Source organism: Halosimplex halophilum (genome assembly GCF_004698125.1).
GTDB lineage: Archaea > Halobacteriota > Halobacteria > Halobacteriales > Haloarculaceae > Halosimplex > Halosimplex halophilum.
Genome location: NZ_ML214297.1, coordinates 1,379,270 through 1,403,925 on the forward strand (window position 1 = coordinate 1,379,270; position 24,656 = coordinate 1,403,925).

Genomic DNA, 24,656 nt, shown 5'->3' on the forward strand with positions numbered 1-24,656 from the left:
TGTCTGGAGGTGGGAACTCGGCGAGCGGTGCGGTCGGCGTGCGCTCCACGCCCGCCGACCGCGCCCCTACCCGCAACCGCAGCAGCTACCGCCCGTACTGATCGCTGCCGAGGCGACCGCCGCACCATTTTTACCGGCCGGCCGCGTCCGTTGCTCCCATGTCACGTCGCCGCCGGCTGGTCGCGGGGTTCGCGGTCGCGCTCCTGGCCGTCGGCGGCTTCCTCTGGGCGGTCGGCCCGGAGGCCGTGTTCGCCGAACTGGCGTCGGCGGATCCGGCGGTGCTGTCGGTCGGCTTCCTCGGCGTCGTCGGGGCGCTGGCCGCCTGGAGCGAGGCGGTGCGGCGCCTGCTGGCGAGCACCGGTCACACCGTCCGTGGGCGGCGCTACCGCTCGGCGTACCTGAGCGGCGAGTTCCTCAAGCAGGTGCTGCCGATGGGCCAGAGCGGCGGCCCGGTCCTCATGTCCTACACGGTCAGCCGCGAGACGGCGGCCCCCTACGAGTCGACGCTGGCCGCGGCGTCGGTGTTCGCCTTCCTCAACGTCGTCGCGTCGCTCGTGCTCGCGGTCGCCGGCCTGGCGCTTCTGGTCGCCACCCGGCGCGGTCCGAGCGGAACGCTGCTGCGCGACGTCCTCGTCGCGATGGTCGCCGTGACCGCCGTCGTCCTCGCGCTCACGTACCTCGCCGTGTACCGCCGGGCGATCCTCGAACGCACCGCGCTCCGGGTCGCCGCCGCCCTCCGCCGGACCGTCGGCCGGGTCTCCGCCCGGGCGGACGCGGCGCTGGCACCCGAACGCGTCGAAGACGCGGTCGGGCGGTTCGCCGGCGCGGTCGGCGACCTGGCGGGCGACCGACGGCGGGTCGGGACCGCCGTCGCGCTCGCCGTCGTCGGCTGGCTCTGCTTCCTCCTCCCGCTGTACACCAGCTTCCTGGCCATCGGCGAGCCGGTGCCCTACGCGCTGGTCGTGTTCGTCGTCCCCGTCGTCACGCTGCTGAACGTCGTGCCGCTGCCCGGCGGCCTCGGCGGGTTCGAAGTGGCGCTGGCGGGCGTGACCGCCGCGCTCGCCCCCGTCGACCTGCCGACGGCGACCGCCGCCGTCTTCCTCTTCCGGCTGTCGAACTACTGGTTCATCGTCCTGCTGGGCGGGCTGGCCGCCGCGTCGCTGTCGGTCCGGGTGTCGGACCCGCCGCCGGTCGTCCCGCCGGACGACGAGCGCGCCTGAGCCGCGGCGAGGAGGACGACCGGCGGCGGGAGCGACCGATGATAGAGGGACGACCGGCGGTCAGGCGACCATGAGGTAGACGAGCGCGGAGGCGATGAGCAGTTTCTTCGTGACGATGACGCCGAGGACGACCGACCGGGCGGTGAGGTCGTCGACCCAGTCGGTGAGCCGGCGGTAGGCGCTGTCGGCGAGCGACGGGCTTCGCTGGGCGGCCCCGCCGGCACCCCCCGGCCCCCCGCCGGGGAGCGCCGCTGCCGGCACCCAGCCGTCCTCCAGGTAGACGACGGGGATGGTCTCGCCCTCGAGGTGGAACAGCTGGTCGTACCCGTAGCCCGCGTCCGCCGCGACGGCCTTCAGTTCCATCACGTCCCGGGCGTCGTCGAGGTCGTAGCCGACCGACTCGGAGTCGGCCGTCCACTCGAAGCCGAGGGTGAGCCGGGCCGTGTCCTCGCCGACGGCAACGTCGGTGACCGTCGCCCGCTCGCGGTTCCCGGTGAGCTCCCGTTCGCTCCGCCGGAGCCGCTCGTACTCGTCGTCTGTGTACTCGCGGAGGGCCATCCGTACCGGTACTGACAGCGACACGAAAATAAGGCCATCGGGTGTCAGCCGCCGGACTGGTCCGGGCGGTCGTCCCCGCCGTCCCCGCCGTCCCCGCCGTCCCCGCCGTCCCCGTCGTCTCCGCCGGTGTCGAACCGCTCGGCGGCCGACTGGAAGCCCAGCTCGGCCTGCTCCCGAGAGCGGCGCCCCTCGCGCTCGGCGATGGCCTCGGGGTCGGGGTTGGCGTCGTCGCCGACGCTCGCCCACGAGTCGTGGACCTTCGCGTGACACCACCGGCAGAGGAAGACCGTGATCTCGTGGCTCGTCTCCCCCTCACCCGTCCGCGAGTCGTCGGCGTACGACAGGTGGTGTTCCTCCAGCAGCGGCCGCTCGTCGTCGTGGGCCATCCGGTGTTCTTCGAGCCCGCAGCGCTCACACTCCCGGTCGCGGTTGCGGCACCGGAAGTGCGGGCAGTCGGCCCACTCCCACGGGCCGGTCAGCCCCTCCTCGTCGAGGTCGCCCACCACTGGACAGCGGAAGTCCTCACGGCTGCGCGCGTCCGCGAACTCGGGGTCGCGGTCGCCCTGTTCGACGGCGAACCGGCAGCGGCCCTCGTCGGTGCAGTGGTCGCAGCGGTCGACGTGGGCGTAGGGGTCCGCCACGCCGACCGACGTGCCCGAGGGCGTCTTCTCCATGCACCCGGCCACGGCCGCGATCCGTTAGAGCGTTTCGAGGGCGACCCGGTCGCGACCCCCGGAAGACTTGTACCGGTGTCCCCGCAATCGCCGGCCATGGATCCGCGCAGTGTCGCTCTCTGTCTCGTCGTCCTCGTCGCGGTCGCCGGCTGTCTGGGCGGTCCCACCGCGACCCCGGGGCCGACGGCGACCGACGCGCCGACGCCCTCGCCGACGCCGACCGAGATCGTCGCGTCGCCGACCGCGACGGCGTCCGGCGGGACCGCCACGCCGACGACCGACCGCGGGACGCCGACGCCGGCGACGGCGGCCGGGACCGTGACCGTCGAGTACGTCGTTCGCGCCGGCGACCTCCCCGACGAGGTGGTCGCGGCGAACGCCACCCTCGCCGTCGCGTTCGCCGACACGCACGTCTACAACTGCGACGGCATCTCCCCCTCGGCGGCGTCGGGGTCGTTCTCCACGCCGACGCAGACGCCCGACCTGGACCGGGACCTGGACTGTCTCCGGTACGGGGGGATGCAGGTCGACCTCGCGGACCTGAACGGGTCCCGCTCGCTGGGCGCGTACACCGTCCCGGCGGCGGCCGTCTCGGAGTACGCCCTGGTCGTCCGCGACCTGACCCTGACGCTGGAGAACGGGACCGTCGTCGAGGACGTGTACGCCGGGGAGTTCCGGGCCCACACGGCCAGGGACGCGCGGGACGGGACGGTCGGCGCCGAGATCGACATCGACCGGCGAGCCGCGGACGCCACGCCACGACCGAACCGCGGCGCCCACGCCGACAGCCCCTACGAGACCGGGTCGAGCGAGTTCTCCCCGGAAGCCGGCGAGCCGCCGGTCCGCTACCGGCTCGCGACCGGCGGGAGCGTCGCGGACGGCGAACTAACCGTCAGCGTGACCCGCGACGGCGCGCCGGCGAACGTGACGCTGGCGATCGTCGGCGCGGCCGAGTCCCGGTACCGCACCGGCGCCGACGGGCTCGTCGCCCTCGACATCACGAGCCCGGAGATCGTGGAGATCGAGGCGACGGTCGACGACCGGGAGCCGTGAGCGTGCGAGCGGCCACCCCGCGTCTTCTCAGCTATTGAAATACAGTTCCCGATTTTATGGGGCCCGTCGTCGACCGACTGACCATGTACGATCGCCCCGTGAAGTGGTACAAGCGATTCATACGGCGGTGGATGACTGCGATGGGGCTCGACCAGTCCGTCGAGCGGACGGTCGTCGGGGCTGCGGGAATTCAGTTCCTGATATCGGTCGGACAGGCGGTCCTGCCGTTCGTGACGGCCGGCGTCGCGCGGGTGGCACTGGGCGCGGTCCTGTTCGTCGCGGCGGCGCTCGCCCTGGTCAACACGGTCTGGATCACCCGCGAGGACGTGGTCGTCCCGATCCAGCGGCTGGAGGCGGCGGCCGACCGGATCGCCGCGGGCGAGGTCGACGTGGCCGTGCCGGCCAGCGACGACCCCTCGGAGGTGGGGAGCCTGACGCGGTCGTTCGCGGAGATGAGTTCCCACATCGAACTCGTCGCCGCGCAAGCGGACGCGCTGGCCGACCAGGAGTTCGACGCGCCCGTCCTCGACGAGCGGGTGCCGGGCGCGTTCGGCGAGTCGCTGTCGCGGATGGCCGACAACCTGCGGGAGCACACGGCGGAACTGGAGTCGATGACCGCCGACCTCGAACGGCGCTCGGCGCGGCTGGAGTCGCTGGTCGAGGCGTTCGCCGGTGCGGCCGACCGCGCCGCCGACGGCGACCTGACCGCGCGGCTCGACGCCGGCGACATCGCCGGCGACGACGACCAGTACCGGGAGATCTGCGAGAACTACAACCGCCTGGTCGAGACGCTCGGCGCGACCGTCGGCGACGTGCGCGCGTTCGCCGACGAGGTGTCGGCGGCCAGCGACGACGTGGCCGCGAGCATGGACGAGCTCGACCGGACGAGCGACGAGGTCGCCGAGTCGGTCCAGGGGATCTCCGAGGGCGCGACCCGCCAGAGCGAGCAGGTCCGGGCGGCCGCCGAGCAGTTGAACGACCTCTCGGCGACCGTCCAGCAGATCGCGGCCTCGGCCGACGAGGTGGCCGACACCGCGGGGACCGCCGCCGAGCGCGGCCGCTCCGGGCGCGACGCCGCGGCCGAGGCCGTCGACGCGCTCGACGACCTGGAGGACCGGATGGAGCGGACCGCCGACGCCGTCGAGGGGCTGGCCGACCGCATGACCGAGATCGACGAGATCGTCTCGTTCATCGACGGCATCGCAGAGCAGACGAATATGCTGGCGCTGAACGCCTCGATCGAGGCCGCCCGCGCCGGGGCCGGCGACGGGAGCGGCGACGGGTTCGCGGTCGTCGCCGACGAGGTGAAGGGCCTCGCCGGGGAGACCCGCGACGCGGCCGAGGAGGTGGGCGACCTCGTCGCAGAGCTCCAGCGCGAGTCCGCCGAGGCGGCCGCGACGGTCAGGGAGATGCACGCCCAGGTCGGCGACAGCGTCGCCACGATCGAGGGCGCGCTGGGCGACTTCGAGGACATCGTCGCCGACGTGGGCGAACTCGACGAGAGCGTCGGCGAGATCAGCGCGGCGACCGACGAGCAGGCCGAGACCACCCAGGACGTGGTCGCCGTCGTCGACGAGGTGGCGGGTATCAGCGAGGAGACCCGCGACGAGGCGGAGTCGGTCGCCGCGGCCGCCGAACAGCAGACCGCCTCGGTCTCGACGGTGACCGCGGACGTGCAGTCGGTCGCCGACCGCGCCGACGACCTCCGGGCCGCCCTCGACCGCTTCCGCCTGCCCGACGGCGCGGGCGACGGGAGCGGGGCGCTGGCGGGCGGCAGGGCGGCCCCCACTGCGGCGACCGACGACTGAGGGCAACGGTTTTGTCCCGTTCTCCCCAGGATGGTGCCATGCGCCTCGTCCACGAGCCGGCCGACGGCGACCCGCGCACGCTCGCGACGGACGCCGAGCTCGCGGACTCGCTGCTCGCGAAGGTCAAGGGGCTGATGGGCAAGTCGTCGCTGCCCGAGGGCTACGCGCTCGTCTTCGACTTCGGCCGGACCGGCTACCGCGACGTGCACATGCTGTTCGTCCGCACGCCGCTGGACGTGGTCTGGCTCCGCGACGACGAGGTGGTGCAGGTGAAGACGCTGGCCCCGTGGCGCGGCACGGGCGTCGCGAAGGCCGACCGGTTCGTCGAACTCCCGGGCGGCGCCGCCGACGGCGTCGAACCCGGGGACCGGGTTTTCCTCGACGACGAGTGACCGGCCGCGCGACGGCGGGTGACCGGGTCTCCCTCGACGACAAGTGACCGGCCCCTCGACGGCGGATGACCGGTCAGACCAGGTCGGGCGTCCGTTCCATGTCGTGGAGGCCGTAGACGGCCACGACGACCGCGGCGAGGCCGAAGAACACCACGTAGCCGTCCGGCGTGATCGACGGGTTCCTGACCGTGTACCACACCATCAGCGCCGAGACGGTGGCGATCGCCCAGAGGTGCCACCGGGCGAGCGCGTCCCCGACGATACCTGGCGAGTCGTCCTGCGCGTCGTCCGGATCGGTGCGCAAGTCGACCATGGGACACCGGAAGTGTTGGACGGCCACTCTGGTAAATGACGGGTCGGTCGGCAGGTGCCGCCGGGAGCGGTTCGCGGCGCCGGCGTCCGTACCGTTCGACGCCGAACCCGACGGTTTAATTAGGGCGGCTCGCTTCACCTGCAGGTACGATGTCGGACTATACCGACACGGAGGATAGAGGAAGTCGCCTCACGGCGGCTGGCCGCGAAATTCTCCGTCATGTGTGACGGCTCCGGTGAGCGCGAAGGGACCACGCTGTTCGGCGACCATCCCGAGACGACTCACCTCTCCGACGTAGGAGACGTACAGTTTCTCGACACGACGCTGCGCGACGGGGAACAAGCCCCGGGTGTCTCGCTGACGCCCGACGAGAAGGCCCGGATCGCCCGCGCCCTGGACCGCGCGAACGTCGGGTTCATCGAGGCCGGCAGCGCCTGTACCGGCCCCGGCGAGCGGGAGACCATCTCCCGCGTCGCCGAGCTGGACCTGTCGGCGACGGTCACGAGCTTCTGTCGCGGCATCCAGCGTGACATCGACCTCGCCCTGGAGTGTGACGTGGACGGGATCAACCTCGTCGTCCCGGCGAGCGACCGCCACGTCACCGAGAAGGTGGGGACGACCCACGAGGACAACGTCCGCGACACCGTCGAACTCGTCGAGTACGCCAAGGACCAGGGCCTGTGGGTCGAGGTCATCGGCGAGGACGGCTCCCGCGCGGACCTGGACTACCTCGAAGAACTGCTCGGGTCCGCGCTGGAGGCGGGCGCCGACCGCATCTGCTGGGCCGACACCGTCGGTCACGCGACCCCCGACGGCGCGCTCGAAGCGGTCTCCCGCCTCTCGGACCTGGGTCCGGTGAGCACCCACACCCACGACGACCTGGGGATGGCCGTGATGAACGCCCTGACCTCGATCGCCGCTGGCGCCGACGTGGTCCACGGGACCGTCAACGGCATCGGCGAACGGGCGGGCAACGTCGCCATCGAGGAGGTGGCGATCGCCCTCTCGCACGGCTACGGCGTCGAGACGCTCGAACTCACGGAGGTCTACGACCTGGCCGAACTCGTCGCCAACGCGACGGGCATCCCGCTGCCGCCGAACAAGGCGGTCGTCGGCCAGAACACCTTCACCCACGAGTCGGGCATCCACACCGACGGCACGCTCAAAGACGAGGCGATGTACGAACCGTACCCGCCGGAGAAGGTGGGCCGCGAGCGTCGCCTCGCGCTCGGCAAACACGCCGGCCGCGCCGGCGTGAAGGCCGCCCTCGACGAGAAGGACTTCGAGGTGACCGACGAGGAACTGGGCGAGATCGTCGCCCGCGTCAAGGAGATCGGCGACCGCGGCAAGCGCGTCACCGACGCCGACCTCCTCACGATCGCCGAGGACGTGACCGACAGCGAACACGACCGCCGCGTCGAGATCACCGAGCTCACGACCGTCGCCGGCGGGTCGACGCCGACGGCCACGGTCACCCTCGTCGTCGACGGCGAGGAGCGCACCGAGGCCGAGATCGGCTCCGGCCCCGTGGACGCCGCGATCAACGCCGTCCAGTCGGCGCTGGGCCGCTCGTTCGACACCCACCTCGAATCCTACCACGTCGACGCCATCACCGGCGGCACCGACGCCATCGTCACTGTCGAGGTGGAGATGTCCCGCGGCGACGACTTCGTGACGGTGACCGCCAGCGACTCCGATATCACCCGCGCCTCGGTCGAGGCGATGGTCGACGCCATCGACCGCCTCGTCGCCACCAGCGACGACCGCGTGATCGCCGACGATTAGAGCCCACCTTTTCCGACGGAGAGTTCCTCGCGCGCCGGAGGCGCGCTGCGGGAATCCTCCGCCGGAAAAACTCGGGGAAAAAGAGCCGGACGACTCGCTCACTTCGTTCGCTCGCGTCCGGTGAACCGGCGCGAAGCGCCGGATGCTAACCGCAAAACTGCGACCGCACGCCGGTCGACGCCCGTTTCCTCACGCTCACGCCGACAGCCAGGCGTAGGTCTGGACGGCGCCGAAGAGGACGGCGAGGACGCCGTTCTCGACGAGCATCGGCTGGTTCCCCTCGAGCATCGTCCGCGAGACGAGCGTCAGGACGCCGAACAGCGTCGCGAGCGCGAGGTTGTACTTCGCGAGCACCACCCAGGTCTCCTGGTCGAGGTCGACGAGGCCGTCCGATCCCATACCCCAGTTCGGGGTTCGAGACGGAAAACCCCCTCAGAACGGGTCGTCGCCGCCGAAGTCGGGGTCGTCGTCCTCGTCGAAGTCGAACCCCTCCTCGTCGAAGTCGTGCTCGCGGCGGGCCTCCTCCTCGTCGACGAAGCCGAGTTCGTCGGGGTCGCGGCCGGCCTCGTCGATCACCTCGTCGGAGACGATGATCGGGCAGTCGACCCGCAGGGCGAGCGCGATGCCGTCGCTGGGACGGGCGTCGAACACCATCTCCGAGCGCTCCTCGTCGGTGTACTGCTCGGTGTCGATCTTCGCGTAGAAGGTGCCGTCGGCCAGGTCGTCGATGCGGACGCGGTCGATGGCGGCGCCGAACTCGGCGACCATATCGACGAACAGATCGTGGGTGAGCGGCCGCTCGAAGGGCGTGCCGTCCAGGGCGTGTTGCATCGACTGGGCCTGGTCGGCGCTGACGAAGATGGGGACCAGCTGTTCGCGGACGCGCAGGAGGACGACCGGGTGGCCGGGCCCCTCGTCACCGACGCCGACGCCGACGCCCTCGACCGTGGCCTCGTGTGTTGCCATGTCACAGCGTTGGAGCGCGACCATCAAAAAGGACCGTGCGGGCGCCCGCCGGGTCCCGACAGTGGCCCGGTCGGGACGGCGGCCGGGTCGCCGACGGCGCCCCGTCCCCTGCGCTCGCGCGACCGACGGACGGGACGGGAACCTTAAGTCCCCGCTGACTGATTGGTCAGGCAATGGCAGACCGGCTCGCCGCGGCCGCGGTGGTGGTGTTGTGTGTGGTCGCGCTGGCGCTGACGGCGTCGACGCTCTCGGCCACGTCGAGCAACCAGCGCGGCGCTGGCGAGGGCGAATCGGTGGGAGTCGCCGACGACCCCCTGGGCCAGCAGACGCCGACCAACGGGAGCGCGCCCGAGGCCCCCGGACTCCCCGGCGACTGGGTGGCGATCCTGATCGCGGCGGCGGTCGTCCTGGCGGTCCCGGGGGCGCTGTTGATGGGGTACGACCGGGCGCTCGCGGTCGTCGCCGCCGTGGTGCTGTTCGTCGGACTGATAGGGGTGTACATGCTGTTCTCGGGGACGCTCGACCCCCCGTCGGTCGGACAGGACCTCCCGAACGTGACGGGCGACCCGCTCGGCGGGGGCGGCGACAGGGGCAGCGTCGACGAGAGCGCGGCGGACAACGAGCGCGACCTGCCCACGCTGGTAACGTTCGGCGCCGTCGGGTTCGCGCTGCTGGCCGCGCTGGGCGTGATCTACTACGCCAGCGCCAGCGTCGACGCGTCGGTCGACCCGTCGCCGCCGGCCGAACCCGACGCGCCCGACCGGGAGGCGGTCGGCGCCGCGGCGGCCCGCGCGGCCGAGCGCATCGACGACCACACCGGGGACGCCGAGAACGCCGTCTACGAGGCCTGGGCCGAGATGACGACGGCGCTCGACGTGCCCGACCCCGCGACGAGCACGCCCGGCGAGTTCGCCGACGCCGCGGCCGCGGCCGGGATGGACGAGGGTCGCGTCGCCGAGCTGACCGACCTCTTCGAGCGGGTGCGCTACGGGTCCGAGCCCGTCACAGCCGACCACGAACGCCGGGCCGTCGAGACCCTGCGGGCGATCCAGGCCGCCCACGAGGGCGTCGACGCCGACTCGGTCGCCGCGGCCGCCGACGGCGGGTCGGCGGGCGACAATCCCGACGACGACGCCGCCGACACCGCCGCGGACGCGACCGCCGAGGACGCGACCGACACCGACGAGGACGCGACCGGTGACGGGGGAGTCGAATCCGACGAGGACGCGAGCGACGCCGACGGGGACGCGGCCGACGGTCCGGGTGGTCGGTCGTGAGCCAGGACGACGTGGACCGCGACCCCGGGAGCGTCACCGACCAGCGACTCCAGCAGGGCCAGGCGATGCGGGAGGCGATGGAGGCCGTCGACACGGGCGTCACCGGCGACATCGACTTCGTCGCGCCGTCGGTGCGCGACAACCCCGCCAGGATCGGCCTGGGGCTGGTCGTCGTCCTCGCGGGGCTCGCGGCGGTCGTCGGCGTCGACGCGGTCCCCGACCTCCCGTTCGGGAACGGGGTCGTGGCCGGGATCTCCATCTCGGCGATCCTCACCGGGGCGCTCGTGCTGGTCCGGCGGACGTTCACCGACTACGAGACCGCGACGACGGCCGACGTGGAGTACCGCGAGTCCGTCACCGTCCCCGGGGCGGACTTCGACGACGCGCTCGCCGGGGCGATCCACGGGACGAGCCGGCGACGGGTGGACGCCCGCCGGGACGCGACCGACCGGCTCCGGCGGGCCGCCCTCGCCATCTACGCCCAGGCCGAGCGGATCCCCGAGGCCGAGGCCCGCGAGGCCGTCGCCGCGGGGACGTGGACCGACGACCCCGTCGCCGCCGAGTTCCTCTCGGCGGAGTCGTCGGTCGCCACGACAGGCGACCAGGTCCGGTCGCTGGTCGGCCGCCGCCCGAAGCTCGCGACCGGCGCCGACCGCGTGCTGGTCGAGCTCGCCGCGCTCGCGCCCGGCGTCGACGCCGCCGACTGGGGGAGCGAGGCATCGACCGACGCCGACCGCCCCGCGACGGTCCGGACCACCGACCGGCGGCGCCGGCAGGTCGACCGGCGGACGAACCGCTGGACCGGGCTGACGGGGCTGGGTCTGCTCGCCGTCGGCGTCGGCATCTGGGCCGGCCACTCGGCCGTGCCGCCGTCGCTGATGGTCGCCGCCGCGACCGTCGTCGGCGCCGCCGGCTACGTCTACCTCTCCTCGCCGCCCCCCGTCGAGCTGGCCGTCGAGCGCGAGCTCTCGACGACCGACCCCGCGCCCGGCGAGGAAGTCACCGTGACCGTCCGCGTCACCAACGAGAGCGACGACCTGCTGCCGGACCTGCGGCTCGTCGACGGCATCCCGCCGGCAGTCCGCGTCGTCGACGGCTCCCCCCGGTTCGCAACCGCCCTGCGGGCCGGCGAGACGGTCGCGTTCTCCTACACCGTCGAGGCGGTGCGGGGCGACCACCCGTTCGACCCCGTCCAGGTGATCCTCCGCGATTTCAGCGGCGCCCTGGAGCGCGAGCGGCACGTCCAGAGCGACGACGGGACGACCCTCTCGACCGCGCTGGAGCTGAGCGCCGACGAGGAGGTCCCCGTCCACCCGCAGACCGCCCGGCGGGTCGGCCGCGTCGTCACCGACACCGGCGGCAGCGGCGTCGAACTCCACTCCGTCCGGGAGTACCAGCGCGGGGACCCCCTCTCGCGGATCGACTGGAACCGCGTCGCCCGGACCGGCGAGTTCGCCACCCTCCTCTTCCGCGAGGAGCACGCCGCGACGGTGGTCGTCCTCGTCGACGCCCGCGCCGAGGCGTACGTCGCCCCGCGGGTCGACGCCCCCTCCGCCGTCGACCACGGGATCGCGGCCGCCGACGTGGTCGTCGCCTCGCTCATCGGCGCCGGCGACTCCGTGGGCCTGGCGGCCCTCTCGCCGGAGCGGTGCTGGCTCGAACCCCGCGGCGGCGCCACGCAGGCCGCCCGCGCCCGGAGCCTGCTCGAACGCCACCCGGCCTTCGACGGCAACCGACCGGAGGGCGCCTTCTACGGCGAGTTCGCCGAGCGCCGGCTCCGGCGGGAGCTCCCCAGCGACGCCCAGCTCGTGCTCTGCTCGCCGCTCTGCGACGACGACGCCGTCGACATCGTCCGCCAGCTGCACGCCCGGGGGTTCCCGGTGACGGTCCTCAGCCCGGACGTGACCGCCAGCGGCTCGACCGGCCAGCGGCTTGCGACCGTCGAGCGGGCGATGCGGATCTCCCGGCTGCGCCGCGTCGGCGTCCGCGTCGTCGACTGGGACCCGGCGAACCCGCTGGAGACGGCCATCGACGCCGCCCAACGGCGGTGGTCGGCGTGAGCGTCGTCCGCCGCCCCGCCCGCGAGTCGGTGTGGATCGCCCTCGCGCCGGGGGTCGTCGCCGTCCTCGGCCTCGCGGTCAACCTCGGATCGTTCGTCGCCGCCGCGGCCGGCCTCGCCGTCGTCGGCTTCGGGACCGACCGGGCCTCGCGGACGCTCGTGACCGTCGGGAGCGGCCTGATCTTCGCCGGCGTCCTCGCCGCCGGCGCCCGCGGCGCGCCGCCGGCCGTCCTGCTGCTCGTCACCGCCGCGACGGTCGTCACCTGGACCACCGCCGAGCACGTCGTCGGCCTCGCCGAACACCTCGGGCGCGACGCCCCCGTCCAGCGGTCGGTGCTCGTCCACCTCGGCGGCGCGACGCTCACTACGCTGGTGGCCGGCGGGATCGCTCTGGGCGTCTTCCTGCTGTCGACCGGCACGCTCACGGCCGGGACGCTGGTCTTCCTGCTGGTCGGCAGCGCGCTGTTGCTGTACGCGCTGGAGCCCTGACGGGAACCGGCTGCCCCCGGACCGGCCGCCCCGGGGCCGACCGGTCCCGGTCCGAGCGATCCCGACTGACGCCTTCGAACTGACCGATCCCGACTCCCGACGGCGTCGATCCGGACGGGCGTTCACTCCACGGGCCCCGACCGGGGACGACCACAAGACATATTCCTTCGGTCCGAGGAATCCGGGGTACGTCGGTGGACAGCGGGTAGGGGTACTCGCGCATTCTGTCCACCGGAACCCGACCGGGCCAGCGGCGGCTGTCGTTCGAGAGTACAGCGGCTCGCGACCGTCGCTCCGGGACCGGTCCGACCGCGACGACCGATAGCGCCGCTTCCGCCACGTTCAAATCGGACGGGGGCGAGCGTGGATACATGACACGGCAAGTGTGGCTGAAGGCCGACGACGAGGTCGGCGACTGGGAGGCGCGCAAGCGCCGGATCACGGCGGGGCTGGAGGCGGGAGTCGACTGGGTCCTCGTCGACGAGTCCGACGTGGCCCGGGTCCGCGACCTGGGCGCCGTCAACGTCGCGGCGTTCACCAACGGCGACGTGCACGTCATGGACGCCGAGGCCGACGAGGCGGACGAACCGGACGCCGCCGTCGTCGGCAAGGACGGCGAGGGCGACGGCTCGATGGAGATCCCCGGCGACCTCTCCGGGTCGGCGGATCTCTCGGTGCTGCGCCAGGACGGCAAGGCGACCGCGGGCTACGTCCGCATCTTCGACGAGCGCTACGAGGAGTTCGCCGAGGAGGTCGCCACGGCGGCCGACTACACCATCGTCGTCGGCGAGGACTGGCAGATCATCCCCCTCGAAAATCTCATCGCGCGCATCGGCGACGAGACGAACCTCGTCGCGGGCGTCACCACCGCCGAGGAGGCCCGCACCGCCTACGAGACCCTGGAGATCGGCGCCGACTCGGTCCTGCTGGACACCGACGACCCCGACGAGATCCGCGAGACCGTCGAGGTCCGCGACGAGATGCGCCGCGAGCAGCTGGAGCTCACGACGGCGACGGTCACCGAGATCGAACAGACGGGGTCCGCGGACCGGGTCTGCATCGACACCGGCAATCTCATGGACCACGACGAGGGGATGCTCGTCGGCTCGATGAGCCGCGGGCTCTTCTTCGTCCACGCCGAGACCGCCGAGTCGCCGTACGTCGCCTCGCGACCCTTCCGCGTCAACGCCGGCGCGGTCCACGCCTACGTCCGCACGCCCGACGGCGGCACGAAGTACCTCTCGGAACTGCGCAGCGGCGACGAGGTGCAGGTCGTCGACACCGAGGGCCACACCCGCGAGGCCATCGTCGGCCGCGTCAAGATCGAGAAGCGACCGATGTTCCGGGTCGGCGCCGAGGTCGAGACCGACGAGGGCGTCGACCGCATCGAGACGCTGCTGCAGAACGCCGAGACGATCAAGGTCGCCACCGCCGGCGGCCGCAAGGCGGTCACCGACCTGGAGGAGGGCGACGAGGTGCGCGTCTACTACGGCGACAAGGCGCGCCACTTCGGCGAGGCCATCGAGGAGAGCATCATCGAGAAGTGAGGCGGTCGCCGGCGGCCCCGTCGACCGCACGGCAGGGTACCACAGTATGAGAGTCAGCCACTACTTCGAGGGCGAGGGCGTCGTCACCGGCGGGTTCGCCCAGTCGGTCAACAACCAGCGGGCGGTCCTCGACGACCGCGGGATCGACTACACCACCGAACCGACCCTCGATTGTGACCTCCTGCACCTCAACAACGCCGGGCCGCGCTCGATCTACTACGCCAAGCGGGCCCGCCGCCGGGGGATCCCCGTGCTCTTCCACACGCACAACACGGCCGCGGACTTCCGGAACAGCTTCGTCTTCTCGAACGCGCTCGCCCGCCCCCTCAAACCGTTTCTCGCCTACGCGTACGACCAGGCCGACCACCTGGTCTGCCCCTCCGAACACAACCAGGAGGTGATCGCCGGGTACACGGACACGCCCTCGACGGTCATCTCCAACGGGTTCGACGCCGAGCGGTTCGCCGGCTGGGACGACCCCGACCTGCGCGCCGAGTATCTCGACCGCTACGACCTGGAGCCGCCGGTCGTGTTCATGTTCGGCCACGTCATCAAGCGCAAGGGGCTGGACACGTTCGTCGAGGTCGCCCGCCGGCTCCCGGAGTACGACTTCGCCTGGTTCGGCTACCTCAACCCGACGGGGGGGACGCTCGACAGGTTCCTCCAGCCCCGCGAGACGCGCAAACTCGTCGAGAACTCGCCGGACAACTGCACGTTCACCGGGTACATCGAGGACCCGCGCGGGGCGCCCGCGGCGGGCGACGTGTTCTTCTGGCCCTCGCGCAACGAGAACGAGGGGATGGCGCTGCTGGAGGCGATGCACTGCGGGAAGCCGCCGGTCGTCCGGTCGATCCCCACCTACGAGTGGCTCGAAGACGGCGAGGACTGCCGCAAGGCCGAGACGGTCGGCGAGTTCGTCGACGCCATCACTGAACTGTGCGAGGACGACGCGGAGCGCGAGCGGATCGGCGACAGCGCCGCCGAGACGACCGAGCGGTTCACGCTGGACGCCGTCGGCGACGAACTCGTCCGGCTGTACGACGAGCTCGTCAGCGGCACCACGAACGAGCGGACGCCGACGGGGTGAGCCCGGGTGCGGGCCCGGCGGTCAGCGGGCGCTCCGTCAGGTACCGGGGCCGCGCTCAGGCGCCCGCGCCGGGGTCGTCGGCGGTCTCCTCGGACTCGGGGTCCAGCCGCTCGGTACACCAGTGGCAGAACTCCAGGTCGGGGTCGACGTCGCGGCCGCAGTTGGGACAGGTCGTGCCCTCCTGGACCTCGGTCTCGGTGTTCTGCTGTTTGGCCATCCAGTAGGCGTCGGCCATGCTGAAGACGGTGATGGCGGCCAGCGCCAGCGCCGCCCCGGGCGTGACGTTCTCAGCCGCGGCGACCAGCTCCGACCAGCCGAACGTCTCGGGGACGGCGTCGGGCGGCATCAGCAGGGTGAAGCTCGTCACGTTGAGGAAGAACCAGACGAGCGCGCGGAGCCACTCGCGCAGGTAGACGTGCCCGAGGCCGGGATAGAGGAAGGCGAGCACGACAGCCAGCAACGGCCGCTTTCGGTTCCGTGTACTCACTGTTAGTTGTGCGGTGTCGGGCGTCCCGCGTTGTTAAGGTTCCGACTCCGGGAATCCGTCACGGGCCCGCGAGCCGCTCGACGAGCCCCGAGAGCGTCGCCAGGTCGTACTGGCCGGGGGCGGTCGCGTCGGCGGGGTCGACCGGCGCGTAGCCGATCCGCGAGCCGTACAGCGGCGCGACCGCCCGCGAGTGGCGGCCGGCCTCGCCCATCGCCATCGTCGCCACCGTCTCGCCGGCGGTTGTCGCCGCCCAGGTCGCGCCCAGCAGGTCCAGCACGTCGCCGGCCCCCTCGGCGGTCACCGCCAGCTTCGCCACGTCGCCCCAGCGGCTCGCCTCGGCGAGCGTCTCCCGGAGGGCGTCGCGGTGGGGCGTCCCCTCGAAGTCGTGCGTCGAGACGATCACCGCCGCCCCGTGGTCGCGGGCGTGGTCGACCACGCCGGCGGCGTCACCCTCTTCCAGCGCGGCGAGTTCCACGTCGACGGCGCCGACCGCCTCGTGCTCGGCGGCGACTTCGAGCGCGTCGATCCGGGCCTCGTCGTCGGGCGCTTCGCCGCCCTCCCACTCCGGGCGGTTGGTCGCGATCAGCGGCAGTTCGCCGTCGTAGGCCGCCAGCGAATCGAGCGGGTCGCTCGCGAAGTCCATGCGGAACTCGACGGCGTCCGCGTGCTCGCGCGCGGCGGGCTCGTCCGACAGGTCCGCCGTCGCGGCCGCGAGGACGAACGACGAGAAGTCGATGTGCATACCGGTTCTACCGCGAGGACCGGAAAAAATCGACCGGATCGGGCGTCGCGCGGGTCGGCGGCCCGGGATCGGCCGCCCGGCGCCGGTCCGTTCGGCGCCGGTCCGTCCGCCCGCTACCGCTGGAGGTCGTCGATGAGGTTCTGGATCTCGTTGATCTGGGCCGTCTGCTCCTCGTTGGCGGCGGCGATGCGCTCGATCTCGCCGGCGACCTCCTCGGCGCTCTCGGCGGTGGAGTCGACCATCGAGGCGACCTCCTCGGTGGAGGCGGCCTGCTCGTCGGTGGCGCTGGCGACCTCCTGGGCGCCCTGGGCGGCCTCCTCGACGGCGGCGTCGATCTCCCGGAGCACGTCGACGGTGTCGTCGACCTGCTCGATGCCCTCCTCGACCTGCTCGTTGGCGTGCTCGATGCTCTCGACGGTGCTCTCGGTGTCGCTCTTGATGTTCGAGACGAGCTGCTCGATCTCCGTGGCGTTCTGCTGGGACTCCTCGGCGAGGCTCTTGACCTCGTCGGCGACGACGGCGAACCCCTCGCCGGCCTCGCCGGCGCGGGCGGCCTCGATGGAGGCGTTCAGCGCGAGCATGTTCGTCTGGTCGGCGATGTCGTTGATCACCTCGACGATCTCGTCGATCTCGTCGATGCGGTCGCGCAGTTGCTCGACGTCGTCGGAGACCTCGGTGTTGGCCTCGTCGACGGACTCCATGGCGTCGATGGCGTCGTCGGCCAGTTCGCGGCCGTCGTCGGCCAGGTCGCGGGCCTCGGTGCTGACCTGCCGGACCTGGCTCGCGCTGGAGGCGACCTCCTCGACGGTCGCGCTGAGGTTGGACACCTCGCCGGCGACCTCGCGCATGTTCTCGGACTGTTCGTTGGCGAGGTCGCTGATCTGCTGGGAGCTCTGGGAGACGCTCTCGGAGGCCCGCAACAGCTCGTCGATAGCGGTCCCCAGTTCGTCGACTGTCATGTCCCCTGCCTCGGAGCGGGCGTCGAGTGCCTCGGTGCCGAGGTCACCGGAATCGGAAGCCATACGCAGATCCGTGTGAGCGTCCGAATTAAACGTGCCCCCGCGGTTATCAGGCCTGATTCTCGATCGCGGCGTGGGCGGCCACAGTCGGGGCCCTCGGTGGGGGCTGCGAGAACGGATCCACCCGGAGGCGGGTCGCGGGGCGGTCCGCGGCGGCTGACGGCCGCCCGAGGGCGGCGACGCCGGCCAGTCAGACCGCGGGGAGGCCCTGCTCGGCCTCGAGCAGTTCGTGGTACCGGTTCCGGATGGTCACCTCGGAGATGTCGGCGACCTCGGAGACGGCGGCCTGGGTCGTCTTCTCGTTCGTGAGCAGGGCGGCGGCGTACACCGCGGCGGCCGCGAGGCCCACGGGGGACTTCCCGGAGTGGACGCCCTGTTCCTTGGCGTTCTGGAGGAGCTTGCGCGCGCGGTGCTCGGCCTCGTCGGACAGTTCCAGCGAGGAGGCGAAGCGGGGCACGTAGCTCTCGGGGTCGGCGGGCTGGACCTCCAGGCCGAGTTCGCGGATGACGTAGCGGTAGGTGCGGGCGATCTCGGACTTCTCGACGCGGGAGACCTCGTTGATCTCGTCGAGGCTGCGCGGGACGCCGGCCTGCCGCGCGGCGGCGTAGACGGCCGCCGTCGAGACGCCCTCGATGGAGCGGCCCGGCAGGAGATTCTCGTCGAGCGCGCGGCGGTAGATGACCGACGCGGTCTCCCGGACGTTCTCGGGCAGTCCGAGCGCCGAGGCCATGCGGTCGATCTCGCCGAGCGCCTGCTTGAGGTTGCGCTCCTTGGAGTCCCGAGTCCTGAATCGCTCGTTCCACTTGCGCAGGCGCTGCATCTTCTGGCGCTGGTTCGACGACAGCGAGTTGCCGTAGGCGTCCTGGTCGCGCCAGTCGATGTTCGTCGAGAGGCCCTTGTCGTGCATCATGTTCGTCGTCGGCGCGCCGACGCGGGACTTCTCGTCTTTCTCCTTGGAGTCGAACGCGCGCCACTCGGGCCCGCGGTCGATCTCGTCGGTCTCGACGACCAGGCCGCAGCTCTCGCAGACCGTCTCGCCGCGCTCGTCGTCTACCACGAGCTGGCCGGAACACTCCGGGCAGGACTCGCCGGTCCGCTCGTCGTTCGTCTCGGTCTCCTGTGCGTCTGTTCGCTGGGTTCTGAGTCTGGAGTCGCTCATTGCTGGGGGCGTGTCGATCCGGGCAGCAAGGCCGCGAGAATCCCGGACGTTCGGTGGTGGAACAACCATGCGGAGAAAGTTTTATAAATCTTTCGCTACTGAAATGTGTCGTTCGCGAAAACGGCCGTCAGACGGTATTTCGACCGGTGTGTGAACGACTTCCACACGTTACCAACGCGCATTTATAAACCTGTATTCGGCGTGAACCGAAACGCGCAAGCGGACCGTCGGGCAGGATCGAGATATGACACGCGTCGCGGTCGGCAGCGAGAACCCGGTGAAGGTCGGGGCGACCGAGCGAGTGGCGGGCGAGGTGTTCGAGGAGGTCGACGTGGCGGCCGTCGCCGTCGACTCCGGCGTGGCCGAGCAACCCCGAGGCCGAACCGAGACGGTGACCGGCGCGGAGAACCGCGCGGCGCGCGCGCTGGAGGCCGACCCGGAGGCCGACTACGGCGTCGGGATCGAGGGCGGCGTCGCGGAGCTAGCCGAGCGACCCGGCCTCTATCTGGTCATGTGGGCCGCGGTCTCGGACGGCGACGCCCTCGAACGCGGCGGCGGCCCCGCGCTGCGGCTCCCCGACGCCATCGCCGAGCGCGTCCGCTCGGGGGAGGAACTCGGCCCGGTGCTCGACGACCTGCTCGACACGGAAGGACTGAGCGAACGGGCCGGCGCGGCGGGCGTGCTCACGGGCGAGGCCATCGACCGCGAGTCGGCGCTGGCCCACGCGGTCGCGGGCGCGTTCGGGCCGTTCGCGACCGACCTGTACTGAGGGCGCCGGTTCCCGCCCGGGGTGGTGACTCCCCAAGGCCCTTCGCCGCGCCGCCCGTGGGTTCCGTATGGACGTCGATCACCCGCTCAGAGTCGCGTTCCGGTACGTGTCCATCACCCTGCTGGTGCTGATCGGGGCCGTCCTCTTCCTGTTCCCCGAGCCGTTTACGTCCGTGCTCGGGTTCGCCCTGATCGCCGTCGCGTTCGTGTGGCTCGGCTGGGCGCGTTCCCGCGAGACGGCCGCCGAGCCCGGCGACGCCGAGGCGCAGACTTGACACGGGGGCTCGCCCGCTCAGTCCTCGGTCGCCGCGGCGGCCTCGACCTCGCCCGCCTCGCGGCTCTCCTCGACGGCGGTGGTCAGCGAGACGTTCAGCCAGGCCATCGAGACGAGGCCGCCGAGGATCGTGACGGCGTTCTTGACGACGTGGTCGACGATGGAGATGGCGAAGGCGACGGGCGCGGCCACGTTCGTCAGCCCGAAGACGATGAGCGTGAACGCCCCCTCGTAGAGGCCGATCCCCCCGGGCGAGAGGGGGAGGACCTTCGCGAGGTTGCCGACGCTGACGGCGAAGAAGGCGGTGGCGACCAGGGCGGGGGACAGCGACGTGGCCTCGCCCGGGAACGCCGCGAAGACGACCAGCGCCGTCAGCACGTCGACGACCCAGATGACGAGGCTGCCGACGCCGACCCGCAGGAAGGCGCCGCGGTCGCTGACCACGGCCTGCACGTCGCCGACGAACTGCTCGATGACGCCGGCGACGTAGTCGGCGTAGGAGTCGCTGCTGACCGCCGTGACCGCCCGGTGGACGTACTCGCCCTCCAGGCGGGCGCTGACCAGGATGGCCGTCACCGCGAGGACCGCGGCGGCGCCGACGGCCGCGGCGACCCGGAGGGCGGTCCGGGCGGCCGCGCCGGGGTCGATGGTCTCGCCGCCGACCGTGACCGGCGGGACCTCCGCCGCGATAGCCGCGACGATCTGGTCGGTCCCACCGGTCAGGACCAGGCCGACGAGGACGCTCCCGCCGAGGACCGTGATCGCGAGCAGGTCGAACACCCGTTCGATGGCCAGCGACGCGAACCCGCTGGGGTAGGGCACGTCCCGCCTCGCCTTCACGACGTAGGCGCGGACGCCGTCGCCCAGCCGCGCCGGGAAGACGAGGTTGCCCGTCTGGCTGATGAAGATCGCGCCCGTCATGAACCACGTGTCGCTGGGGTAGCCCAGCCGGTCGAGGATGTCCCGGTAGCGCAGCCCCCGCAGCGGCCACGACAGCAGGTAGACGACGCCCGAGGCGAGGACCCACCGCGGGTCCGCGCCGCTCATCGCGTCGACGACCGCCCCCAGGTCGAAGACGACGCTCACCGCGACCACCAGCGCGAGCATCACCAGCACGGACCCCGCGGCCATGCTCACCCGCCGTGAGATCCGCGGGCTCACCGACAGCTGCCACCACGTCCGGAGGATCTGGCTGCCCATGCCGAACACGTCCCGGACGAGGTCGACCTTCGTGTCGCCCTTGGGCTCCCAGTCGACGGGGAACTCCCTGACCCCGTACCCGCGCCGCTGGGCCAGCACCAGTACCTCGGTGTCCCAGAACCAGTGTTCGTCCTCCACCTCGCTCCGCAACGCGTCGAAGGTCTCCCGCGAGATCGCCTTGAACCCGCACTGGTGGTCCTGCAGGTCCGACCGGAGGAACAGGCGGACGAGCGTGTTGTACCCGAGGCTGGAGACGGCCCGCTTGGTCGGGCGGTCGGCCTGGTTCTCGGGCATCCACCGCGAGCCGGTCGCCACGTCGTACTCCCCGGAGCGGACGCTCTCGACCAGCTCCTCCAGGTGTTTCATGTCCGTCGCGAGGTCCGTGTCGAAGTAGACCAGCGTCTTGCCGTCGGCCCGCTCGAAGGCGTACTCCAGCGCGCCGCCCCGGCCGAGGCGCTCGTCGCTGTGGATGTGTCGGACCCGGTCGTCCTCGTCCGCCATCCGCGAGGCGATCTGGGGCGTGCGGTCGTCGCAGCCGTCCTCGGCGACGATCACCTCGAAGGTACCGGCGGGGAGAAACGAGGCGAGCGTCTCCAGCGTGACCTCCACCGTCCGCTCGATGGTGGCCTCCTCGTTGTAGGCCGGGAGGACGACGCTCACCTCGACGTCACTCATTGGTGCAGCTACCGACGGGGACGGGCAAGAACCTTCTGTTCGCGGGTGCAGGCAGCGGCTGACGCCCGGAGGTCGCCGACGGACCCGGCGGCCGACGACCGGGCTCGGTCACCGGCGGGCGCGCGGGTTCCCGCTGTCAGTCGTCCGCTTCGGGTGTCTCCGTCCAGTCCGCGGTTCCGACCCGTCCCTCGCGGTCGCCGAGCCCGGGCACCGGCGCCGGTGGTTCGCCGTCGACCGTCGCGAACCGTCCGAGGTCGATGTCGGCCTCGACGGCGTCAAGCGAGTCGTAGGGCCGGTTCACGACCACGTCGCCCGCGGTCGACCGCCCGATCCCCGGGACCGCCGTCAGCTCGTCCATCGAGGCCGCGTTCAGGTCGAGCGGGTAGGGGACGCCGGTCACCGAGCGGTAGCCGTGGTCGGTGACCGCCACGTCGACCGTCCGCCCGAGCTCCCGTTCGCCGGGGATCGCCACCAGCAGCGCGTAGGTGCCGAGTTGCCGACCGAACGTCTTGCCGTCCTGGTGGTACTCCAGGTGCACGTCGGGCAGCACCGTCCCGGGCGGCGCGACCCGCCGGAGCATCGCGTTGTCGATCTCCTCGCGGACCTCGCGCTTGTACCGCTTGAACTGCTGTTTGTGGTCGCGGGCGATCTCCGCGCCCGTCTCGCTCATTTCCGTCCCCTCGAAGGCCATCACCTGCCGGATGTTGATACGGCGGACCATCAGCCCCTCGTCCAGCAGGTCCCGGAGGAACCGCTTGTTGTGCTCGAACGTCTCCGAGCGCTCGCCCTCCAGGCCGTGGACGAGGTTGATCCCCGGCAGGAGCTTCGGCAGGCGCCGCGAGGCGTCGGCCCCGAAGTTCGGCGCCGACTCGCGGTCGCCGCCCGGCCGCCAGCCCGCCTCCTCGTTGACGACGCGGACCGCTTCGAGACACTCCTCCGCGGATACGAGCAGGTTGTTCTCCTCCTGGACCACCGGGTCGGCCGACTCCAGGCCGAACGCGGCGGTGTCGCCGGGCGTGTTGTGCTCGGCGATGATCCGGATCCCCTCCCGCGATTTCTCGGGGTAGTCCGTGATCGTCACCGGGTTCATGTTGTCGAGGTGCAGCGTCCGCAGGTCGGGCGCGACCTCGCGGATCCCGCCGTAGAGGTCCCGGAGCGCGTCGGGGTTGGGCGCCTCGCCGTCGCCGCCGAAGGCGAGGATGTCGGCCTGGCGGCCCAGCCGGAAGTCCCGGACGCCGTGGTCCGAGAGGGCGTCGACCTCGTCGACGACGGAGTCGGCGGTGCGGAACGCGGGGTCGCCGTACAGCGGCTCCGTGCAAAAGGAACACCGGTAGGCACAGCCACGGGAGGTCTCCAGCTCGGCGATGAGGTAGTCGGGGTGGTTGGGGTGTTGCTCGACGACGAACGCGCCCTCGCGGGCCCACCGGCGGATCTCCTCGTTGTCCCGCATCCGGTCGGAGAACCCCTCCAGCCCCTCGCGGACCAGGTCGTGGGCGGCGGCCTCCACGTCGCCCTTCGCGACGAAGTCGTAGTCGAGGTCGTCGCGTTCGGTCTCCTCGGCGCCCTTGTTCTCCTCGCCGACGCCGAAGCGGATGGGGCCGCCCAGCAGGGTCGTCCCGTCGGCCTCCCAGGTGAGTCGCCGGACCTCGTCGGGTTCGGCGGGGGTACCGCCGACGTACTTGCCGGGGACGGTCATGCCGCCGACGTAGATCATGAGGTCGGCGTCGGCCACGTCGGCCCAGCGGCCGTTGTCGTCGCGCAGGTCGTCGATGGTGTGGTACGTGATTTGCTCGCGCGGCACGCCGGCGTCGACGAGCGCCCCCGCGGTGTAGCGCGGGTACGTCGAGATATAGGGCGGCACGCCGAAGTGCGCCGGCTCGTCGACGTACCCGTCGACGATGGTCACGGAGAGCGTCGCGGGGTCGGTGGTCATCGCCAGTCCGTACCCGCTCGACGCGTATAAAGTGTCTTCTCCCGGGCTCACCCGGGGTCGGCGTCCGGGTCGTCCGAGTCGGAGTCGGGCTCGGGGTCGACGGGCGCTGGTTCGGCCGGGGCCTCGGGCGCGGTCCCGGTGCGCTCCCGGGCGAAGGCGTCGAGGGTGAGCTTCGCGCCGCCCAGGACCACGGGACCGACGAACAGGCCGACCGCGCCGAAGACGACGAGCCCGCCGAAGATGCCGACGATGACGATGGCGGAGTTGAACGCGGCGGTCTGGCCGATCAGCGCCGGCCGCAGGTACGAGTCCGAGAAGGTGACGAACAGGCCGTAGACGGCCAGCGCCGCGCCGGCGGTGGGCCGGCCGGTGGCCGCGAGGTAGACCGACGCGGGGATCCAGACGCCGAACGCGCCCACCAGCGGGAGCAGCGTCAGCACGAACGTCGCCACGGTGAGAAAGACGATAGCCGGGACGCCCGCGACGAGCAGGCCGACGCCCAGCATCACCGCCTGGATGGCCGCGACGGCGACGTTGCCGACCACCGACGCCCACATCAGGTCGTCCAGTCCCGCGCGCAGTTCCGCCAGGGTGTCGTCCTCGACGGGCAACACCCACTCGATCCACGCGAGCAGCCCCTCGCCGTCCCGGAGCAACGCGAACAGCACGAATAGCGTGATGGTCAGCCCGATGAACAGTCCCGGGAGGCTCCCGACGAGGTCGACCGCGCCCGTCGTGACCTGCCGGATGGCCGCCGCGATGCGCCCCTGGTTGGCCTCGTAGACGGCGACGAGGTCGACGGCGAGGCCGTTGTCGGCCAGGATCCGTTCGACCATCGCGAGGTCGATGTCGCCCTGTCTGATGGCGGCGACGACCTCGAACGACTGCCGGACGGCGAGCGACAGCACCCAGACCAGCGGGAGCAACACGACCAGCAGCGTCGCGATGACGACGCCGAGCGCCGCGAACGTCGGCCGGACGAACCGCTCGGCCCGGCGCTGGATCGGGTAGAGGATGTACGCGAGGACGACGCCGAACAGCACGAACTGGAGGTACGGGACGAGCACGAACAGGGCGAGGAGCGCGCTCGCCAGCGCGAGGGCGGTCAGTCCCCGCTGCTCGGTGACCCATCCCGACCGCTCGGAATCGACTGGCATGGCCCCCGGTTCAA

Annotated in this window: 24 protein-coding genes; 12 read left to right on the top strand and 12 right to left on the bottom strand. The window is 71.9% G+C overall.

Annotated elements, in window-relative coordinates; translation table 11 throughout:
• Nucleotides 1–158 precede the first annotated feature (158 nt).
• A complete protein-coding gene (locus E3328_RS07010; protein WP_135363875.1) occupies nucleotides 159–1,220 on the top strand; it encodes a lysylphosphatidylglycerol synthase transmembrane domain-containing protein in 1,062 nt (353 codons plus the stop codon).
• A 60-nt stretch (nucleotides 1,221–1,280) separates the two neighbouring features.
• Here E3328_RS07010 and E3328_RS07015 read toward each other — a convergent pair whose 3' ends face one another.
• Both E3328_RS07015 and E3328_RS07020 read right to left on the bottom strand, forming a co-directional pair.
• Nucleotides 1,281–1,778 (bottom strand): hypothetical protein, encoded by a 498-nt coding sequence (locus tag E3328_RS07015; protein WP_135363876.1) that lies wholly within the window; start codon nucleotides 1,776–1,778, stop codon nucleotides 1,281–1,283.
• Nucleotides 1,779–1,822: 44 nt separating this feature from the next.
• Entirely contained in the window at nucleotides 1,823–2,452 is a 630-nt protein-coding gene (locus E3328_RS07020) for a DUF7097 family protein (protein ID WP_246022920.1), read from the bottom strand.
• A gap of 96 nt (nucleotides 2,453–2,548) precedes the next feature.
• Between E3328_RS07020 and E3328_RS07030 the strand changes: the two genes are divergently transcribed.
• The 3 genes from E3328_RS07030 (at nucleotide 2,549) to E3328_RS07040 (ending at nucleotide 5,705) form a co-directional block, all read left to right on the top strand.
• Nucleotides 2,549–3,505, top strand: coding sequence for an RAD23 family protein (locus E3328_RS07030; protein WP_167837328.1), 957 nt, complete (start codon nucleotides 2,549–2,551; stop codon nucleotides 3,503–3,505).
• Between the two features lie 83 nt (nucleotides 3,506–3,588).
• Entirely contained in the window at nucleotides 3,589–5,313 is a 1,725-nt protein-coding gene (locus tag E3328_RS07035; protein ID WP_246022921.1) for a methyl-accepting chemotaxis protein, read from the top strand.
• A gap of 38 nt (nucleotides 5,314–5,351) precedes the next feature.
• Entirely contained in the window at nucleotides 5,352–5,705 is a 354-nt protein-coding gene (locus E3328_RS07040; protein WP_135363878.1) for a DUF192 domain-containing protein, read from the top strand.
• A 73-nt stretch (nucleotides 5,706–5,778) separates the two neighbouring features.
• Here E3328_RS07040 and E3328_RS07045 read toward each other — a convergent pair whose 3' ends face one another.
• Complete coding sequence (locus E3328_RS07045; protein ID WP_135363879.1) at nucleotides 5,779–6,018, bottom strand: hypothetical protein; 240 nt, start codon at nucleotides 6,016–6,018, stop codon at nucleotides 5,779–5,781.
• Between the two features lie 219 nt (nucleotides 6,019–6,237).
• Between E3328_RS07045 and E3328_RS07050 the strand changes: the two genes are divergently transcribed.
• Nucleotides 6,238–7,803: a (R)-citramalate synthase gene (locus tag E3328_RS07050; RefSeq protein WP_246022922.1), complete on the top strand. Its 1,566-nt coding sequence runs from the start codon at nucleotides 6,238–6,240 to the stop codon at nucleotides 7,801–7,803.
• Nucleotides 7,804–7,998: 195 nt separating this feature from the next.
• On the opposite strand, the gene E3328_RS07055 is transcribed toward E3328_RS07050, so the two are convergent.
• Together E3328_RS07055 and E3328_RS07060 are read right to left on the bottom strand one after the other, a co-directional pair.
• Entirely contained in the window at nucleotides 7,999–8,202 is a 204-nt protein-coding gene (locus E3328_RS07055) for a hypothetical protein (protein WP_135363880.1), read from the bottom strand.
• Between the two features lie 33 nt (nucleotides 8,203–8,235).
• Complete coding sequence (locus E3328_RS07060; RefSeq protein ID WP_135363881.1) at nucleotides 8,236–8,769, bottom strand: bifunctional nuclease family protein; 534 nt, start codon at nucleotides 8,767–8,769, stop codon at nucleotides 8,236–8,238.
• Between the two features lie 173 nt (nucleotides 8,770–8,942).
• On the opposite strand from E3328_RS07060, the gene E3328_RS07065 reads away from it, so the two are divergent.
• The 5 genes from E3328_RS07065 to E3328_RS07085 all read left to right on the top strand — a co-directional run bounded on the left by E3328_RS07065 (nucleotide 8,943) and on the right by E3328_RS07085 (nucleotide 15,228).
• A complete protein-coding gene (locus E3328_RS07065) occupies nucleotides 8,943–10,046 on the top strand; it encodes a DUF4129 domain-containing protein (RefSeq protein WP_135363882.1) in 1,104 nt (367 codons plus the stop codon).
• Nucleotides 10,043–12,106, top strand: coding sequence for a DUF58 domain-containing protein (locus tag E3328_RS07070; protein WP_135363883.1), 2,064 nt, complete (start codon nucleotides 10,043–10,045; stop codon nucleotides 12,104–12,106). The genes E3328_RS07065 and E3328_RS07070 overlap by 4 nt, the downstream gene beginning before the upstream one ends.
• Entirely contained in the window at nucleotides 12,103–12,594 is a 492-nt protein-coding gene (locus E3328_RS07075; protein ID WP_135363884.1) for a DUF7519 family protein, read from the top strand. The genes E3328_RS07070 and E3328_RS07075 overlap by 4 nt, the downstream gene beginning before the upstream one ends.
• 371 nt (nucleotides 12,595–12,965) lie before the next feature.
• Nucleotides 12,966–14,141, top strand: coding sequence for a 3-dehydroquinate synthase II (locus E3328_RS07080; protein ID WP_135363885.1), 1,176 nt, complete (start codon nucleotides 12,966–12,968; stop codon nucleotides 14,139–14,141).
• A gap of 46 nt (nucleotides 14,142–14,187) precedes the next feature.
• Nucleotides 14,188–15,228, top strand: a complete 1,041-nt coding sequence (locus E3328_RS07085; RefSeq protein WP_135363886.1) for a glycosyltransferase family 4 protein — start codon at nucleotides 14,188–14,190, stop codon at nucleotides 15,226–15,228.
• Between the two features lie 55 nt (nucleotides 15,229–15,283).
• Here E3328_RS07085 and E3328_RS07090 read toward each other — a convergent pair whose 3' ends face one another.
• From E3328_RS07090 to E3328_RS07105, 4 genes are all read right to left on the bottom strand, one after another.
• Complete coding sequence (locus tag E3328_RS07090) at nucleotides 15,284–15,715, bottom strand: zinc ribbon domain-containing protein (RefSeq protein ID WP_135363887.1); 432 nt, start codon at nucleotides 15,713–15,715, stop codon at nucleotides 15,284–15,286.
• 58 nt (nucleotides 15,716–15,773) lie between these two features.
• Nucleotides 15,774–16,457, bottom strand: coding sequence for a type I 3-dehydroquinate dehydratase (locus tag E3328_RS07095; protein ID WP_394345904.1), 684 nt, complete (start codon nucleotides 16,455–16,457; stop codon nucleotides 15,774–15,776).
• 113 nt (nucleotides 16,458–16,570) lie between these two features.
• Nucleotides 16,571–17,479 carry a methyl-accepting chemotaxis protein gene (locus E3328_RS07100; protein WP_135363888.1) on the bottom strand — a complete coding sequence of 303 codons (909 nt, stop codon included), beginning with the start codon at nucleotides 17,477–17,479 and terminating at the stop codon, nucleotides 16,571–16,573.
• Nucleotides 17,480–17,666: 187 nt separating this feature from the next.
• Nucleotides 17,667–18,635, bottom strand: a complete 969-nt coding sequence (locus E3328_RS07105; protein WP_135363889.1) for a transcription initiation factor IIB — start codon at nucleotides 18,633–18,635, stop codon at nucleotides 17,667–17,669.
• Nucleotides 18,636–18,879: 244 nt separating this feature from the next.
• On the opposite strand from E3328_RS07105, the gene yjjX reads away from it, so the two are divergent.
• Nucleotides 18,880–19,404 (top strand): inosine/xanthosine triphosphatase, encoded by a 525-nt coding sequence (gene yjjX, locus E3328_RS07110; protein ID WP_135363890.1) that lies wholly within the window; start codon nucleotides 18,880–18,882, stop codon nucleotides 19,402–19,404.
• A gap of 67 nt (nucleotides 19,405–19,471) precedes the next feature.
• On the top strand, nucleotides 19,472–19,678 hold the full coding sequence (locus E3328_RS07115) for a hypothetical protein (RefSeq protein ID WP_135363891.1): 207 nt from the start codon (nucleotides 19,472–19,474) through the stop codon (nucleotides 19,676–19,678).
• Between the two features lie 17 nt (nucleotides 19,679–19,695).
• Here the strand turns inward: E3328_RS07115 and E3328_RS07120 are convergent, their stop codons facing one another.
• From E3328_RS07120 to E3328_RS07130, 3 genes are all read right to left on the bottom strand, one after another.
• Complete coding sequence (locus E3328_RS07120) at nucleotides 19,696–21,552, bottom strand: flippase-like domain-containing protein (RefSeq protein WP_135363892.1); 1,857 nt, start codon at nucleotides 21,550–21,552, stop codon at nucleotides 19,696–19,698.
• Between the two features lie 136 nt (nucleotides 21,553–21,688).
• On the bottom strand, nucleotides 21,689–23,485 hold the full coding sequence (locus E3328_RS07125; protein ID WP_135363893.1) for a radical SAM protein: 1,797 nt from the start codon (nucleotides 23,483–23,485) through the stop codon (nucleotides 21,689–21,691).
• A 47-nt stretch (nucleotides 23,486–23,532) separates the two neighbouring features.
• Nucleotides 23,533–24,642 carry an AI-2E family transporter gene (locus E3328_RS07130; RefSeq protein WP_135363894.1) on the bottom strand — a complete coding sequence of 370 codons (1,110 nt, stop codon included), beginning with the start codon at nucleotides 24,640–24,642 and terminating at the stop codon, nucleotides 23,533–23,535.
• Nucleotides 24,643–24,656: the final 14 nt, after the last annotated feature.